Raw genomic sequence first — 14,870 nt, 5'->3', positions numbered from 1 at the left:
GAAACCTTTATTTTATGTGTATTATTCATATTTCTGAACATCATTCGGCGCCTAAATCAGTTTTGGAAGAGGCTAAAACGGCCTTGTCTCATTTTCCGCAATTGGCTAATGTGAATATCGATGTTCGGTTTAAAAAGCATATTAGAAAGTCTACCATGCAGGCTCAGCCAGTGTTTTCTGATGTTTTAAGACAGAAAAAAGACAGGGGATATGTAATTTACATCAGTAAGAAGGTAAAGATTACAGGGCATGAATTTTCTACAAAATTTATTCCTTCCAATATAATTATTGGTTGGCTGGGACATGAATTAGGGCACATTTGTGATTACCAAAACCGAAGTAGTTTTGGATTGATTGTTTTCGGATTAAAGTATTTGTTTTCTGGTGCTTTTTTAAGAGCGGCAGAACGTTCTGCCGACACTTTTGCAATTAGTAACGGTATGCATCGGTATATTTTGGCAACCAAAAACTTTATTCTCGATCATGCCGATATTCCGAGATCTTATAAAAGAAGAATTCAGAAATATTATTTATCTCCAGAAGAAATCATGATGTTAGTGGAGGAAAAGAATCAGGAATTGCATCTGTCAGAAAGTAATTAAAAGTGACTTACAAAATCTTCCCAGATTTTAAATTTTTCTTCATTCATAACGCGTTCCATTTTTACCTGTCCGCCTTTCTTTTTGTTTTTGGCATTCCATTCGTAGAAAAGATCTGGTTTAATCATTGTTACTTTAACACCTTTTAAAGCTTTAGACCGGGCTACTTTATAGTTTTTATTGGCTTGTTTTAAAAAGGTATCTAATGCTTCAATTATTTTTTTTGTGTCTTGCTGGGTGTCTTCAGTGCCTAGATACCAGCAGTGATAAAATCCATCTTTAAATTGTTTTGCACAAATGGTGAATTCAGGGATTTTTACACCGAATTTTTCTTCCAGATGCATCATGGCGTCATTCATTTTATTTACTGAAAGCTGAGAGCCAACAGTATTTAAGAAGAATTTGGTTCTACCCGTAATTTTTATTTCGGCGCGATCTACATCTGTAAATTGAATGGTGTCTCCTATAAGATAACGCCAGGCACCCGAAACAGTACTGATAATTAGTACGTAATCGGTTCCTTCTTTTACATTGGCCAAAGTAAGACTGGGAGCTTCTTTCTTTAAAGAACCATCTTCATTTATATACTCGGGTTTAAAAGGGATAAATTCAAAATAAATGCCATTATCGGTAATTAATTGCATGGAAGCTGTTTCCGGTCTTGTCTGAAAAGCCAAAAAACCTTCGGAGGCCAGATAGGTGTCGATAACCGTTATGGGTTTGCCAAGCAAAGCATTGAAACTTTTTTCGTAGGGTTTAAAGGCAACACCACCAGAAGTGTAAACCTGAAGGTTTGGCCAGATGTCATGGATGTGTTCTGCGTTATGATATTCAATAACTTTTTTTAGCATAAGCTCCAGCCAGGACGGTATGCCGCTTAAAGCGCCAATATCCCAGTTTTTGGCATGCTCTGCAATATGTTGTATGCGCTCGTCCCAGTCGTCTATTTTTGCAATTTCAACACCAGGTTTATAATAGCCCTGGAACCAGAAGGGAATATTACTGGCGCTAATGCCGCTAATTTCGCCTTCCAGATGATGCTGTTTTTCGGTAAGATCGGTCGAACTCCCCAGCATCATGATTTCTTTTTCAAAAAAATCAGCCGGGAGGTCAAAATTGCTTAAAGCAAAAACCTGAGCGATTCCTGCTTTTTTAATAGCGTCCAGCATGGCATTAGTAACAGGAATACGTTTGCTGCTTTTTCCGGTTGTTCCCGAGCTTAGAGCAAAATAATCCGGATTGCCCGGCCAGGTTACATCTGATTCGTCATTATATAATCTGTGCCACCATTGTTCCTGCATGTCATTATAATCGTGATAGGGAACTGTTTTAGAAAAATTTTCTTGTGGAGTTGGGCTTTTTAAAAGTGCATCAAAGTTGTAATGTTTGCCAAAGGCAGTATCTTTTGCTGTTTCCAGCAGAGACTGTAAAACTTGTTCCTGTTCCTTTATTGGGTCAGGTTCCGGAGTTAATGTGTCTTTAATTTGAATTACGCCTTTTATAATGTTGCCTATAATAGCCATGAGTTCTGTAGTTTAAAATAATTTTAAAACTAATTAAAGCCGACCACTTAGATGAACTCTAAAGCGCAAAAGACTAACTTGAAATGATAGAATGCTAAATGAAACAGGAGAGGTATAAAAAGCAAAAACCCCGAAAACAGTGTGTTTTCAGGGTTTTCTGGTGGTGCCTCCAGGAATCGAACCAGGGACACAAGGATTTTCAGTCCTTTGCTCTACCAACTGAGCTAAGGCACCAGTGCGTAATTGCGAGTGCAAATATAAGAGCTTTTTATTGTTCTCCAAAACAATTTTTATAAAAAATGCTTTTGTACTTTAGCATTTCTAAATTTTGAACATGAATTTAATTTTAGATGTCGGAAATTCGTTTGTGAAACTTGCTGTTTTTGAACAGAATATAATTTTAGATAAGGAAAAATGCCTGCTTGAAGATTTTTTTAAAAAAATTAAAAAAAAAATAAAAAGCTATCCGGAAATCGAGAAATGCATCCTTTCTTCGGTGGTAAATCTGGATGAAGACCTGCTGAATGTCCTTAAAAAAGAACTTCAAGTGTTGATTCTGGATCGCGATACTCCAGTACCATTTAAAAACCTATACGCTACTCCAAAGACTTTGGGAATTGATCGTATTGCGTTGGTTAGTGCTGCAGCTAGCCAGTTTCCAAATCGGAATGTTTTGGTAATGGATGCCGGTACCTGTATAACCTACGACTTTATATCTGAAGACAGTGCCTATTTAGGTGGGGCTATTTCTCCCGGAATAACCATGAGATATAAAGCGCTTCACGATTATACTGCTAAACTACCATTATTAGAAAAAGAAGTGCCTCTTAATCTTATTGGAGATTCTACAGTAAGCTCAATTCACTCCGGAATTGTAAATGGCATGGTACAGGAAATCGAGGGAGTTGTTGCAAATTATCAAAGTAAATTTCCAGATTTAACAATAATTTTAACAGGTGGCGATGCTAATTTCTTGTCTAAACAATTAAAAAGTAGCATATTTGCCAACTCGAATTTTCTTTTAGAAGGATTGAACTCAATTTTACAATTTAATTCACACGAATGATTAAAAAACTTGTATTAGTTTTTATTGCCATATACGCAATTAATAGTTATGCCCAGGATGGCGGAACCGCATCGCCATATTCATTTTACGGAATCGGTAGCCTTAAGTTTAAAGGAACAGTAGAAAATAAAAGTATGGGTGGACTAAGTGTTTATACAGATAGTATTCATGTGAACCTGAGAAACCCGGCCTCGTACGCTTCAGAAAATTTAAATTATTACGGCGGAGAAAGCCGTCCGGTTAAATTCGCTGTGGGCGGAAGTCACTCCAATGTAAAATTTAAAAGCGATTCAGGATCAGATAACGCTTCGTCTTCTACATTTGATTATATTGCCCTGTCTATTCCAATTCAAAAGTTTGGTGTTGGTATAGGTTTAATGCCATATACTTCTGTAGGATATAAGTTGAAAACCAATTTTGAAAACGGCGATATACAAAACCGTTTTTCAGGAGAAGGTGGTTTGAATAAAGTATTCCTTTCTGTAGGATACTTGGTAATGAAAGGATTAAGTGTGGGGGTTGATGCGCGATACGATTTTGGTTCGGTTAGAAACAGTATTGTGGAATATAGTTACGATACCGATGGAAATGTAACGCGTTACCAGACCAGACAAAATGATCGTTCCGATTTAAGTGGCGTTAGTTTTAATTTCGGGGCGACTTATAAAACCATGATTAAAGACCGCTTTGAGTGGGTGAGTTCCGTAACATATAACCCTGGGAATACCTTGACTTCGAAAAATGAACGTTATTTTTCAACTATAGTAATTAGTTCGTCAACCGGAGCAGAAGGTATTGTTGAAACTATAGACGGTAATGAGTCATTAGAAAATCAGGGCTTAAAGGAGTCTTCTGTAGATGTGCCTTCAGAGTTTTCTATAGGTACAGGAGTTGGGCAGCCAAGACACTGGTTTGTTGGGGTTGAAACCCGGTTTTTACAAACAGGAAGTTTTAAAAATGAGTTGTACCAAGGTAACAGTATTGCCTACGAAGATGCGTTTGGTTTGTCTGTAGGAGGGTTTTATATTCCGAAATACAATGCCTTTGACGGGTACTGGAATCACGTAGTTTACCGTGCTGGTTTTAGAACGGAAAGTACGGGGTTAGTTGTTAACGGAGAGTCAATTAAAGAGTTTGGCATATCTTTTGGAGCAGGTTTACCATTGGGAACTATGTTTTCGAACGCTAACCTGGGGTTTGAGTTCGGAAAAAGAGGAACAACTAACCAAGGGCTTATTCAAGAAAACTTTTTTAACTTTAGCCTGAGTTTGTCTTTAAACGATAGATGGTTTGTAAAAAGAAAATATGATTAACAATTGCGCAAATATAAAAATTATGAAATCGAAAGTTACTTTATTAGTAGCACTGCTATGTCTGGGGCTAAATAGCTTTGCCCAAAATGAGGCGGAATGTGGAACAAAGTTGTCTATATTCCATGAATACGTAAAAGCTAAAAACTACGATGCGGCTTATGAGCCTTGGATGTTTGTGAGAACAACCTGTCCTAAGTTTAACAACGCCATCCATATTGACGGAGAAAAAATATTAAAACACAAAATAGATAATTCTACCGGAGCAGAACAAGCAGGTTACATTAATGACTTAATGAAGCTTTGGGATGAAAAACTGGTTAACTTCCCGGCTAAAGCAAAACAAGGAGAAGTGTTGGCTGATAAAGCTCAGTTAATGTACGACTATAGAAAAGAATTAGGATTATCTGATTTAGAAGTTTACAATGCTTTTGATGAAGCCTTCACTAAGGATAAAGCTAACTTTAAAAATCCAAAAGGATTATATACTTACTTCTCTTTAATGGTAGATTTATACGATGCTGACCAAAAATCGGCTCAGGATTTATTTAATAAATACGACGACGTTGTAGAGAAAGTAGACGAAGAAGTAGCTAACTATTCAGAAGATTTAAACGAGTTAATCGAAAAGGAAGAAGCTGGAACTGCCTTAACAAGCAAAGAAGAGAAGTATAAAAAATATTACTCTAGTTACTTAGATGCTTACGATAAAATTGGAGGAAGTATCAATAGTAAATTAGGTGAGCGTGCAAATTGTGAAAACTTAATTCCGTTATATACAAAAGATTTCGAAGCTCATAAAACAGATGCTGTTTGGTTACAAAGGGCTGCAGCTAAAATGTCTGAGAAAGAATGTACGAGCGATCCGTTATTCTTTAAGTTAGTAAATGCTTATCACGATTTAAATCCTTCAGCTAATTCAGCTTACTATTTAGGTATCTTAAAAGATAAAGAAGGTAAATCTAACGAGGCCCTTAAGTATTATGAGCAGGCTTTAAGCTTAGAAACAGACGATTACAAGAAAGCTAAATTATACAGCAGAATAGGTGATAAATTAAAAGGAAAAGGAAACTATCCTAAAGCGAGAACTTACTATAGAGAGGCTTTAAAATTAAATCCATCTAATGGTCGTCCGCACTTACAAATTGCATCTATGTATGCTGCAAGTGCTAACAACTGTGGAGACTCAGCGTTTAACAAACGTGCCGTATTCTGGTTAGCTGCCGACGAAGCTGCTAAAGCTGGTCGTGTAGATCCTACTTTAAAATCGCATGCTGCACAATCTGCTGCAAGTTACAAGGCTAAGGCACCACAAAAATCTGATATCTTCGCAGAAGGTAATGCAGGTTCAAAAATTAGTATCGGATGTTGGATCGGTTCTAGTGTAACGGTTCCTAGTATTTAAGATGTTACTAAAACAACATACAGTTTATATCATGGTCATAGCATTTGTTATGACCATGTTTTTTTCGTGTGGAAAAGGTTTAAATGAAGTTAATAAAATAGGGCTTTCGGCTAACGAACCCATTGGAGAAGCCCTCGATATTAATTTAAAATATACCGATTCCGGACGATTAAAAGCCAATTTAATAAGTCCTAAAATGCTGGATTATTCCAACAGGGATTTTTCTTTCTCAGAATTTAATGAGGGTATTCATCTGTATATCTACGACGACGATAAAAATAAAAGCACTGTAATATCCGATTATGCCATAGTTTATGATAAAACAGGTCTTATTGATCTACAGGGCAATGTTATCCTTGCAACTTATAATAAAGATACCCTATTTGCAGAGCAATTGTATTACGACCAGAACAAGCAGTGGTTGTCTACAAACTTACCAGTAACATTTAGAACAGGCGGTGACCTTATAAACGGAAAGGGTTTCGATTCTGATATTCACTTTAAGGAAGCAGAGGTGCTAGAAATAAACGGAATTATTACACTTGAAGAATAATTCGTTACCTTTACTTTAAAATTTAATTTACCCTTTACACATGAAAATGTTTAAGATTTTTCAATACGCTTATGTCGTATTTGCAGTATTGTTTATTTATGACGGAGTAACTAAATGGCCTGTAAACAGAAACGGAGCTTATATTTCTTTCGCTTTGGCAGGATTAGCCGTTTTTATGTTTTTCTTTAGAAAGCGCTTTAGTAAAAAGTTCGAAAACAGAGATCCTAAAAAATAGATGACTCAGGAAATCATCATTATCATATCCTCCTTAATTCTTTCTGCTTTTTTCTCGGGCATGGAAATTGCCTATGTGTCTTCCAATAAAATTCACATAGAAATTGAGAAAAAGCAAAAAGGATTCTTAGCCAAGGTGCTAACAAAGTTAACGGCCAAACCGTCTAAGTTTATTGCGACAATGTTAATCGGTAACAATATTGCTTTGGTTATCTATGGTTTTTTTATGGGTGATCTTTTGGTAGCCTGGTTTCAGTCTATGTTGCCTTCGGGGTCGACTCTTGTAAATTATCTTTTTGTAGAGCTTAGTTTATTGACACAAACCATAATTTCTACTTTAATAATATTAATTACAGCAGAATTTCTGCCAAAGGTTTTTTTTCAAATCTATGCCAATACACTTCTAAAAGCTCTGGCTATACCGGCGTATACATTTTACTGGTTATTTTCTCTGGTGTCTGAATTTGTATTATGGATTTCCGATTTTGTTTTAAAGAAGTTTTTTAAAACCGAAGGCGATCAGGTGCAACTGGCCTTTTCGAAGGTGGAATTGGGGAATTACATTTCTGAACAAATGCAGTCAGTTGAAGAGCATGATGAGGTAGATACCGAAATACAGATTTTTCAAAATGCTTTGGAATTTTCCGAGGTTAAGGCCCGAGAGGTTATGGTGCCCAGAACCGAAATAAAGGCAATAGAGCTTCATGAGTCTACAAAAAATCTGAATGTCATGTTTACCGAAACCGGTTTGTCTAAAATTCTGGTTTTTAAGGATACTATAGATGATATTCTGGGGTATGTACATTCCTTCGAATTATTTAAAAAACCAAAGACTATAAAATCCATTTTAATGCCGGTAGAACTCGTGCCGGAAACCATGTTAATTAAAGATGTGTTGAGTGTGCTGATTAAAAAGCGAAAAAGTATTGCTGTTGTTTTGGATGAATATGGTGGGACTTCAGGTATTATGACCGTTGAAGATATTGTGGAAGAATTGTTTGGAGAAATTGAAGATGAGCACGATACAGTGGTTTTGGTTGAGGAAAAGACCGATGAAAACACCTATACGTTTTCGGCAAGACTGGAAGTAGATTATCTGAATGAAAATTATAAATTAGATATCCCAGAAAGTGAAAATTACGAAACTCTTGGAGGCTTTATTGTTAATTATACAGAAGAGATTCCAACTAAGGATGAACTCGTGGTTATCGACGATTTTCAGTTTACGATTCTTGAGGTTTCCAATACTAAAATAGACCTGGTTTCCTTGAAAATAGTGGAAGCAGACTAATTTTCTTAAATCCAAGAAATTAAATTAATTATTGCAATTTTCTCCTTTTTTTATTAAATAGAAATTGGTACTTTCGCGACCGATATTTCATAAAAACTTAATTGACAGATGGCAGTTTTAAATAAAATTAGACAACGTTCGCTTTTCTTAATCTTAATTATTGCGTTAGCATTATTCTCTTTTGTGCTTTCAGGTTTATTCCAAAAAAGCGGGGCTTTATCTTCTAAAGCTCAAAATGTAGTAGCAACTATAAACGGTAAAGAAATCTCCAGAGAAGATTTTTTACGTAAAGTAGAATATGCTCAAAGACAAATGGGGCAAGGAGTAACCAATACTCAGGCTATGAACCGTGTTTGGGAGCAGGAAGTAAGACAAGCCGTAATGGAGTCTCAATTTGAAAAATTAGGGTTTAGTGTAGAGCGCGACCAAATGAGAGACTTGTTAAAAACAAGTTTAGCAAGCAGCCCTGAATTCCAGAATGAAGCCGGTTTATTCGACGAGAATAAATTAAACGAATACATTGCTAATTTAAAAGCGACATCTGCCGAAGCTTATCAGCAATGGATCGATTACGAAAACTCTATTGCGACCAGCGGTATGCAACAGGAGTATGTAAATATGGTTAAAGCTGGTGTTACCGGAACTCTGGCTGAAGGTAAAGTAGAATACGATTTAGAAAATAACAAGGTTGATATTAAATATGTTCAAGTGCCTTTTTCTTCAATCGCAGACAGTACGATTACAGTATCTAAATCAGAAATTTCATCTTATATCGATGAACACAAAAAAGAATTCACAGTTGAAGCGTCAAGAGATATCAATTATGTAGAGTTTAAAGAAGTTGCTTCTTTAGAGGATGAAAAGGAAATTTCTGCTGGTTTATCTAACTTGTTAAAAGATGCTGTGGTTTACAACGATCTTACTAAAGCAAACGATACAGTACTTGGATTTGCAAATGTTAAAGACAATGCAGCATTTGTAAACGAAAAATCAGATATTAAATACGACGATCGTTTTATGTTTAAGTCGGCTGCTCCAAATGTGTTAGCAGAAAACTTATTCGATAAAAATGTAGGTGACGTTTACGGACCGTATAAAGATGCAGGTTACTTTAAACTTTCTAAGTTAGTAGCAGAGACTAGAATGCCGGACTCTGTAAAATCAAGACATATTTTAATTCCTTTCCTAGGATCTCGTGCAGCAACTGCCGAAACAACACAAACACAGGTAGAGGCTAAGAAAACTGCTGACAGTGTTATGGCGGTTGTAAAAGCTAACCCATCTAAATTCGTTGATTTATTAGATTTATCTGCTGATAGTGTTAGTAATGAAAAAGAAGGAGTCTTAGACTGGTATACTTATAATGCGATGGTTCCTGAGTTCAGAGATTTTTCTTTTGAAAACAATAAAGGTGATATAGGTGTAGTAAAAACAGATTTCGGATATCATGTTATCGAAATTTTAGATCAGACAGCTAAAGAGAAAGCAGTGAAAATAGCTACGGTAGCAAGAAAAATCGAGCCATCTGAAGCAACGGTTGATAAAGTATTTAGAGATGCTTCTAAATTTGAAATCGCAGTAGCTGATAAAGATTTCCAAGCCGTTTCTAAAGAAAGCAACTATACTGTTCGTCCGGTAAAAGGTATTGAAATTTTACAGGAAAATATTCCAGGATTAAGCAATCAGCGTCAAATTGTACGTTGGACTTTTAATGAAGAAACTAATGTTGGAGATGTAAAGCGTTTTAATATTCCTGGAGGTTATGCTATCGTTCAGTTAGCTGCAAAAAACAAAGCTGGTTTAATGTCGGTTGAAAATGCATCTGCCATTGTAGTACCTGAAATCCGTAAGGAGAAAAAAGCAGAAATTATTAAAGGACGTATCAATGCTACAGATTTAGATGCTTTAGCAGCAGCAGAAAAGCAAACAGTTAGAACAGCATCAGCTGTAAATATGAAGAACCCTACAATTTCTGGTGCAGGAAGAGAGCCTTTAATTGTTGGAGCCGCTTTTGGATTACAAGAAGGAGAGACTTCACCTTTATTAGTTGGTGATAACGGCGTGTATATGGTTAAAGTGACAAAAGTTATTCCAGCCGATGATTTAGATAACTACCAGGCTTATGCTAACCGTGTTGGCCAACAAAAGGCTGGAGCTGTAAACTCTAGATTATATGAAGCATTAAAAGATGCTGCTGATATTGAAGATAACAGAGCAGAAACGGTACAATAATTAATACCGATTAACTATAAAAAAAAATCCTCATCTAATAGATGAGGATTTTTTTTATAGTATCATATCGTCGTAACGGAGGATGGTGTTATAGCCTTTGTTCTTGAAATAAGGCGTGGGGTTGTTTTTAGCACTTACCAGAATAAAATCGCCACCCCAGGCCCCCAGACTTTTTATGCTGCCTTGAAAGTCAGGAAACAGTCTTGATTTTACTGGAGTTAATTGGATGATTTCAGATATTATATTTTCGTGTTCATTAATTAAGGAGTTAAAATCATCTATAGAATCACATGAAATTATATTCCCTGTTATTTCATTTATCTTAGTGATAGTATGGCGTTTATCTTTGGTATTCTTTCGATATGCTGCTATTCCGTCTCTGCTATTTTGTTTTTCATTTAAATGCACAAAATAAAGCTGATCTTTAAAATCAGGATTAAATACTACGGGAGTAACAGCAGGTGTTTCTTCTTGTAATTTAAACGTAATAGGCGAGTTATTCGACGCGCAGGCAATATCATATCCACTGCCCCCGAAAGTGAGTTCTAAAAGCGTATAAGGGTTTACTTTGGCCCAACTAGCAACATTGTTTATAAGGGTAGAAGACGTGCCTAATCCCCAGTTTTGAGGAAAGCCTAATTTGGTTGTAATAGCGTATCCTTTATTGTCTTTTAAAAACTCCGGATTTAATGTTTTAGCGGTATTAAGAATTTCAGCTAAACGTTTAGTTAGGTCATTTTTGTCCTCACAGATTAAATTAGAATTCTCGAAATGAAAAGCTGTATCAAGCCAAGGTAGATTCTTGTAATCTAAACTTGTCCATTTTATTTTTTGTTCCTTATTAGATTCAATTTGTAAGGATTGACCTAAAGTTGTGGGTAGTGCGAGAGCTTCTGCACCATCTAAAACCAGATATTCAGCTGTAATTAAAAGCTTGCCGTTACTGTAATATTTAGTCATTATTGACGTAGTTTTTCCAGAGCCTCTACAACAGCGCTGTGAGAAACTGTATGTGTTTTAAAGTGGTTAACCAGCGTTTCTTTCTCTTCAGGGCTGGCTTTAAACTGATTTAAAATATTCATTAAGTGCATTTTCATATGGCCTTGCTGAATGCCCGTTGTGGTTAGCGAACGTAAAGCAGCAAAATTTTGTGCGAGGCCTGCAACGGCAACAATCTGCATTAATTCTTTAGCAGAAGGTTTGTGCAGCATTTCTAACGATAATTTTACCAGTGGATGTAAATTCGTAAGTCCACCAACAGTCCCTAGAGCTAAAGGCAGTTCGGTCCAGAAATAAAATACACCGTTTTCTATTTTTGCGTGAGATAAACTACTGTATTTGCCTTTGCGAGATGCATAAGCATGCACGCCGGCTTCTACGGCTCTAAAGTCGTTTCCCGTAGCTAATACAACAGCATCAATACCGTTCATAATACCCTTATTATGGGTTACCGCTCGGTATGGCTCAACTTCAGCTATATTAACAGCCTGAACAAATTTATTGGCAAATTCTTCGGCCGAGATGTTTTCGTTTTCGGTTAAATCTTCAACCTTACAACTTACTTCGGCACGAACCAGACAATCAGGTACATAATTAGAAAGGATACTCATCACGATTTGAATCTGCTTTTCTTCGGAGTTGAACCCTTCAAAATTCATTGCTTCAGCCTTAAAGGTTTTTGCAAATAACTCTAAGCACGAATTAATGAAGTTGGCTCCCATAGCATCAGCCGTTTCAAAAGAAACATGTAACTGATAATAATCGGCAATGTCTTCTGTTTTGTCTCTCAGTTCGATGTCCAGAATCCCTCCGCCGCGTTTTTCCATGTTTTTAGAAAGGAGTTTTACTTCTTTTAGTAACACTGGTTTTACAACATCGAAAAAGGTCTCCAGATGCGATTTTTTGCCTTTGTAAATAAAATGAACCTGGCCGATTTTTGTAGTCGAAATAACCTCGGTTTTAAAACCGCCACGTTCCAGCCAGAATTTTGCAGCCTTACTTGCTGCCGCAACCACAGAACTTTCTTCTATAGCCATGGGAATAGTGTAAAGTCTGTCGTTGATTAAAAAATTGGGAGCAACACCAAGGGGTAAATAGTAATTAGTTATGGTGTTTTCTATAAATTCGTCGTGTAATTGCTGTAGCTTTTCGTTCGAATTCCAATACTGTTTCATAATGGACTTCGCATTTTCCTGATTGGAAAAATAAGTGTTGGCAATCCAGTCAATTTTTTTTGATTTTGAAAGTTTTGAAAAACCGGAAATCGTTTTGCTCATGTAATTTAAATTTAGCAAGACAAAGATACTATTAATACAGTAAAATGGTGGTTTTAACGCTTGTATTATCTATATAAACTGTTAATAGTAGCGGTTTTTTACTTAATTTTTAGTAAACTTGACAACATTTTTAAAATTCCCAATTTTAACTAATTATTAAACTTTTAAACGTGAAGCATTATACGCACTTTTTACTGTCATTTTTCTTAATGACAGGGGTACTTACTGCCCAAAAACAACAAATTTCTTTAGCTGATATCTGGAACAATGGAACCTTTCGTACGGAAAGAATGCAGTCCTTACATTCTATGGCCAATGGTCAGCAATATTCTGTGTTAGATTTTAACAGACAAGCCAGAACCACCAGTATTGATATTTACGATTATAAAACTCTGGAAAAAGTAAAAACCATTGTGAGTTCGGGCGACTTATCGGAAGTAGATTATTTTACTGATTACACATTTAGTGAAGATGAAGCAAAAGTGTTGTTAGCGACTAATGTTGAGTCTATTTACAGACGTTCTTCTTTAGGACACTATTATGTATTAGATATTGCTACCAATACCCTAACCAAAGTTGCTGAAGATAAAATTCAGGAACCTACTTTTTCACCAGATGGAGCTAAAGTGGCTTATGGTTTAAACAATAATTTATTTGTTAAAGATTTAAAATCGGGAGAAACACGTCAGATTACTTCAGACGGCGTTAAAAATAAACTAATAAACGGTATTACAGACTGGGTGTACGAAGAAGAATTCTCTTTTGTTCGTGCTTTCGACTGGAACGCTACAGGAACTAAAATAGCCTACATTAAATTTGATGAAACTGAAGTTCCTGAATTCTCTATGGATGTGTATGGAACCAATTTATATCCGTCTAAGCAAGTGTTTAAATATCCAAAGGCAGGAGAACCAAACTCAAAAGTGTCTTTGCATATTTTTGATATAGAACGTAAAGTAACAAAGGCTGTAACTTTAGGTAAACAATATTCAGATTTCTATATTCCAAGAATAGAATGGACTAACGAAGCCGATGTTTTAAGTGCGCAATACATGAACAGACACCAGAACGAACTGGATCTTTGGATGATAAATGCTGAGGATATGACTTCGAAAAAAGTATTATCTGATACCGATCCTGCTTATGTGGATGTCACAGATAACTTAACGTTTTTAGACGATAACAGTTTTATCTGGACCAGTGAAAAGGATGGATATAATCACATTTATCATTATAAAAAAGACGGTAAGTTAATTAATCAGATTACCGAAGGAAACTGGGAAGTAACCAATTATTACGGTTACGATAAAAAATCAAAGAAAATCTTTTATCAGTCAGTAGAAAACGGTTCTGTAAATCGCGATGTATACAGTATCGGGTTAAACGGAAAAAAGAAGACCCGTTTAACAGAGAAGGAAGGTTCAAACTCTGCTGCTTTTAGTGCAGATTTCACATATTTCATTAATACATTCTCAAGTGCTTCAACACCGCCGGAATATACTTTAAATAGTGCTAAAACAGGTAAGGTTATCAAAGGAATTAAAGATAACAAAGCGCTTAAAGATAAGTTGGCTGGTTTCGCTATCTCTCCAAAGGAATTTAGTACGATAAGCGTTAATGGAAACGATTTAAACATGTGGATGATTAAGCCGGCGAATTTCGATGCTTCAAAAACTTATCCGTTATTCATGTTCCAGTATTCAGGGCCGGGATCTCAAAGTGTATCTAACAGCTGGTTAAATTCTAACGATTATTGGTACCAAATGCTAGCAGAAAAAGGTTATATCGTAGCGTGTGTAGATGGACGTGGAACTGGTTTTAAAGGAGCTGCATTTAAGAAGGCTACGCAAAAGGAGTTAGGTAAGTATGAGTTGGAAGATCAGATTGAAGCAGCGAAACAATTGGGTAGCAGATCTTATATCGATGCTGAGCGCATTGGAATCTGGGGATGGAGCTTTGGTGGTTTCATGAGTAGTAATGCCATTTTTAAAGGAAACGATGTGTTTAAAATGGCGATTGCCGTAGCTCCGGTTACGAGCTGGAGATTTTACGACTCTATTTATACCGAACGTTACATGACTACTCCACAGGAAAATGCATCTGGTTACGACGATAATTCACCTATTAACTACGTAGATCAGTTAAAAGGTGACTTTTTATTAATTCATGGAACTGGCGATGATAATGTGCATGTACAGAATACCATGCGCATGGTAGAAGCTTTAGTACAGGCTAATAAACAGTTTGAATTAATGATTTACCCGGATAAAAATCACGGGATTTACGGTGGGAATACCAGATTACAGTTATATACTAAAATGACTAATTTTATCGATAAGACTTTAGGCGATAAATTAGAGTCGAATGCTAAATAATTTTTC

At 36.1% G+C, this 14,870-nt stretch carries 12 protein-coding genes and 1 tRNA gene; 9 read left to right on the top strand and 4 right to left on the bottom strand.

Features of this window, described 5'->3' with window-relative positions; translation table 11 throughout:
* Positions 1–14 precede the first annotated feature (14 nt).
* Positions 15–602 carry a hypothetical protein gene (locus tag I3217_RS10440; protein WP_435049702.1) on the top strand — a complete coding sequence of 196 codons (588 nt, stop codon included), beginning with the start codon at positions 15–17 and terminating at the stop codon, positions 600–602.
* Here I3217_RS10440 and I3217_RS10435 read toward each other — a convergent pair.
* On the bottom strand, positions 599–2,122 hold the full coding sequence (locus I3217_RS10435) for a GH3 family domain-containing protein (protein WP_435049701.1): 1,524 nt from the start codon (positions 2,120–2,122) through the stop codon (positions 599–601). The genes I3217_RS10440 and I3217_RS10435 overlap by 4 nt on opposite strands.
* A 158-nt stretch (positions 2,123–2,280) precedes the next feature.
* Positions 2,281–2,356: transfer RNA gene (locus I3217_RS10430), tRNA-Phe, on the bottom strand.
* 100 nt (positions 2,357–2,456) lie between these two features.
* On the opposite strand from I3217_RS10430, the gene I3217_RS10425 reads away from it, so the two are divergent.
* The 7 genes from I3217_RS10425 (at position 2,457) to I3217_RS10395 (ending at position 10,213) form a co-directional block, all read left to right on the top strand.
* A complete protein-coding gene (locus I3217_RS10425; protein WP_435049700.1) occupies positions 2,457–3,188 on the top strand; it encodes a type III pantothenate kinase in 732 nt (243 codons plus the stop codon).
* On the top strand, positions 3,185–4,501 hold the full coding sequence (locus I3217_RS10420) for a hypothetical protein (RefSeq protein ID WP_435049699.1): 1,317 nt from the start codon (positions 3,185–3,187) through the stop codon (positions 4,499–4,501). The genes I3217_RS10425 and I3217_RS10420 overlap by 4 nt, the downstream gene beginning before the upstream one ends.
* A 22-nt stretch (positions 4,502–4,523) precedes the next feature.
* The gene (locus I3217_RS10415) at positions 4,524–5,903 is read left to right on the top strand and encodes a tetratricopeptide repeat protein (protein ID WP_435049698.1); all 1,380 of its coding nucleotides are present in this window, start codon (positions 4,524–4,526) and stop codon (positions 5,901–5,903) included.
* 31 nt (positions 5,904–5,934) lie between these two features.
* On the top strand, positions 5,935–6,456 hold the full coding sequence (gene lptC, locus I3217_RS10410) for an LPS export ABC transporter periplasmic protein LptC (protein WP_435049697.1): 522 nt from the start codon (positions 5,935–5,937) through the stop codon (positions 6,454–6,456).
* A gap of 40 nt (positions 6,457–6,496) precedes the next feature.
* Positions 6,497–6,691: a hypothetical protein gene (locus I3217_RS10405; RefSeq protein ID WP_435049696.1), complete on the top strand. Its 195-nt coding sequence runs from the start codon at positions 6,497–6,499 to the stop codon at positions 6,689–6,691.
* Entirely contained in the window at positions 6,692–7,981 is a 1,290-nt protein-coding gene (locus I3217_RS10400) for a hemolysin family protein (protein WP_435049695.1), read from the top strand.
* A gap of 108 nt (positions 7,982–8,089) precedes the next feature.
* Complete coding sequence (locus I3217_RS10395; RefSeq protein WP_435049694.1) at positions 8,090–10,213, top strand: SurA N-terminal domain-containing protein; 2,124 nt, start codon at positions 8,090–8,092, stop codon at positions 10,211–10,213.
* A gap of 54 nt (positions 10,214–10,267) precedes the next feature.
* Here I3217_RS10395 and I3217_RS10390 read toward each other — a convergent pair whose 3' ends face one another.
* Both I3217_RS10390 and I3217_RS10385 read right to left on the bottom strand, forming a co-directional pair.
* Entirely contained in the window at positions 10,268–11,173 is a 906-nt protein-coding gene (locus tag I3217_RS10390) for a GYDIA family GHMP kinase (RefSeq protein WP_435049693.1), read from the bottom strand.
* Positions 11,173–12,489: a hydroxymethylglutaryl-CoA reductase, degradative gene (locus tag I3217_RS10385; protein ID WP_435049692.1), complete on the bottom strand. Its 1,317-nt coding sequence runs from the start codon at positions 12,487–12,489 to the stop codon at positions 11,173–11,175. Before I3217_RS10385 ends, I3217_RS10390 begins: the two co-directional genes overlap by 1 nt.
* Positions 12,490–12,698: 209 nt before the next feature.
* Between I3217_RS10385 and I3217_RS10380 the strand changes: the two genes are divergently transcribed.
* Entirely contained in the window at positions 12,699–14,864 is a 2,166-nt protein-coding gene (locus I3217_RS10380) for a S9 family peptidase (protein ID WP_435050302.1), read from the top strand.
* Positions 14,865–14,870: the final 6 nt, after the last annotated feature.

The sequence above is a fragment of the Formosa sp. S-31 genome, assembly GCF_051172795.1.
Classification (GTDB): Bacteria; Bacteroidota; Bacteroidia; order Flavobacteriales; family Flavobacteriaceae; genus Formosa.
This window is presented reverse-complemented; position numbering and strand designations above follow the sequence as displayed.

Excerpts from the sequence above, each read along its gene's own strand:
- I3217_RS10390 (WP_435049693.1), bottom strand. The coding sequence starts at position 11,173 with ATGACTAAATATTACAGTAACGGCAAGCTTTTAATTACAGCTGAATAT.
- I3217_RS10440 (WP_435049702.1), top strand. The coding sequence starts at position 15 with ATGTGTATTATTCATATTTCTGAACATCATTCGGCGCCTAAATCAGTT.
- I3217_RS10425 (WP_435049700.1), top strand. The coding sequence starts at position 2,457 with ATGAATTTAATTTTAGATGTCGGAAATTCGTTTGTGAAACTTGCTGTT.
- I3217_RS10420 (WP_435049699.1), top strand. The coding sequence starts at position 3,185 with ATGATTAAAAAACTTGTATTAGTTTTTATTGCCATATACGCAATTAAT.
- I3217_RS10400 (WP_435049695.1), top strand. The coding sequence starts at position 6,692 with ATGACTCAGGAAATCATCATTATCATATCCTCCTTAATTCTTTCTGCT.
- I3217_RS10395 (WP_435049694.1), top strand. The coding sequence starts at position 8,090 with ATGGCAGTTTTAAATAAAATTAGACAACGTTCGCTTTTCTTAATCTTA.
- I3217_RS10385 (WP_435049692.1), bottom strand. The coding sequence starts at position 12,489 with ATGAGCAAAACGATTTCCGGTTTTTCAAAACTTTCAAAATCAAAAAAA.
- I3217_RS10405 (WP_435049696.1), top strand. The coding sequence starts at position 6,497 with ATGAAAATGTTTAAGATTTTTCAATACGCTTATGTCGTATTTGCAGTA.
- lptC (WP_435049697.1), top strand. The coding sequence starts at position 5,935 with ATGGTCATAGCATTTGTTATGACCATGTTTTTTTCGTGTGGAAAAGGT.
- I3217_RS10435 (WP_435049701.1), bottom strand. The coding sequence starts at position 2,122 with ATGGCTATTATAGGCAACATTATAAAAGGCGTAATTCAAATTAAAGAC.
- I3217_RS10415 (WP_435049698.1), top strand. The coding sequence starts at position 4,524 with ATGAAATCGAAAGTTACTTTATTAGTAGCACTGCTATGTCTGGGGCTA.
- I3217_RS10380 (WP_435050302.1), top strand. The coding sequence starts at position 12,699 with ATGACAGGGGTACTTACTGCCCAAAAACAACAAATTTCTTTAGCTGAT.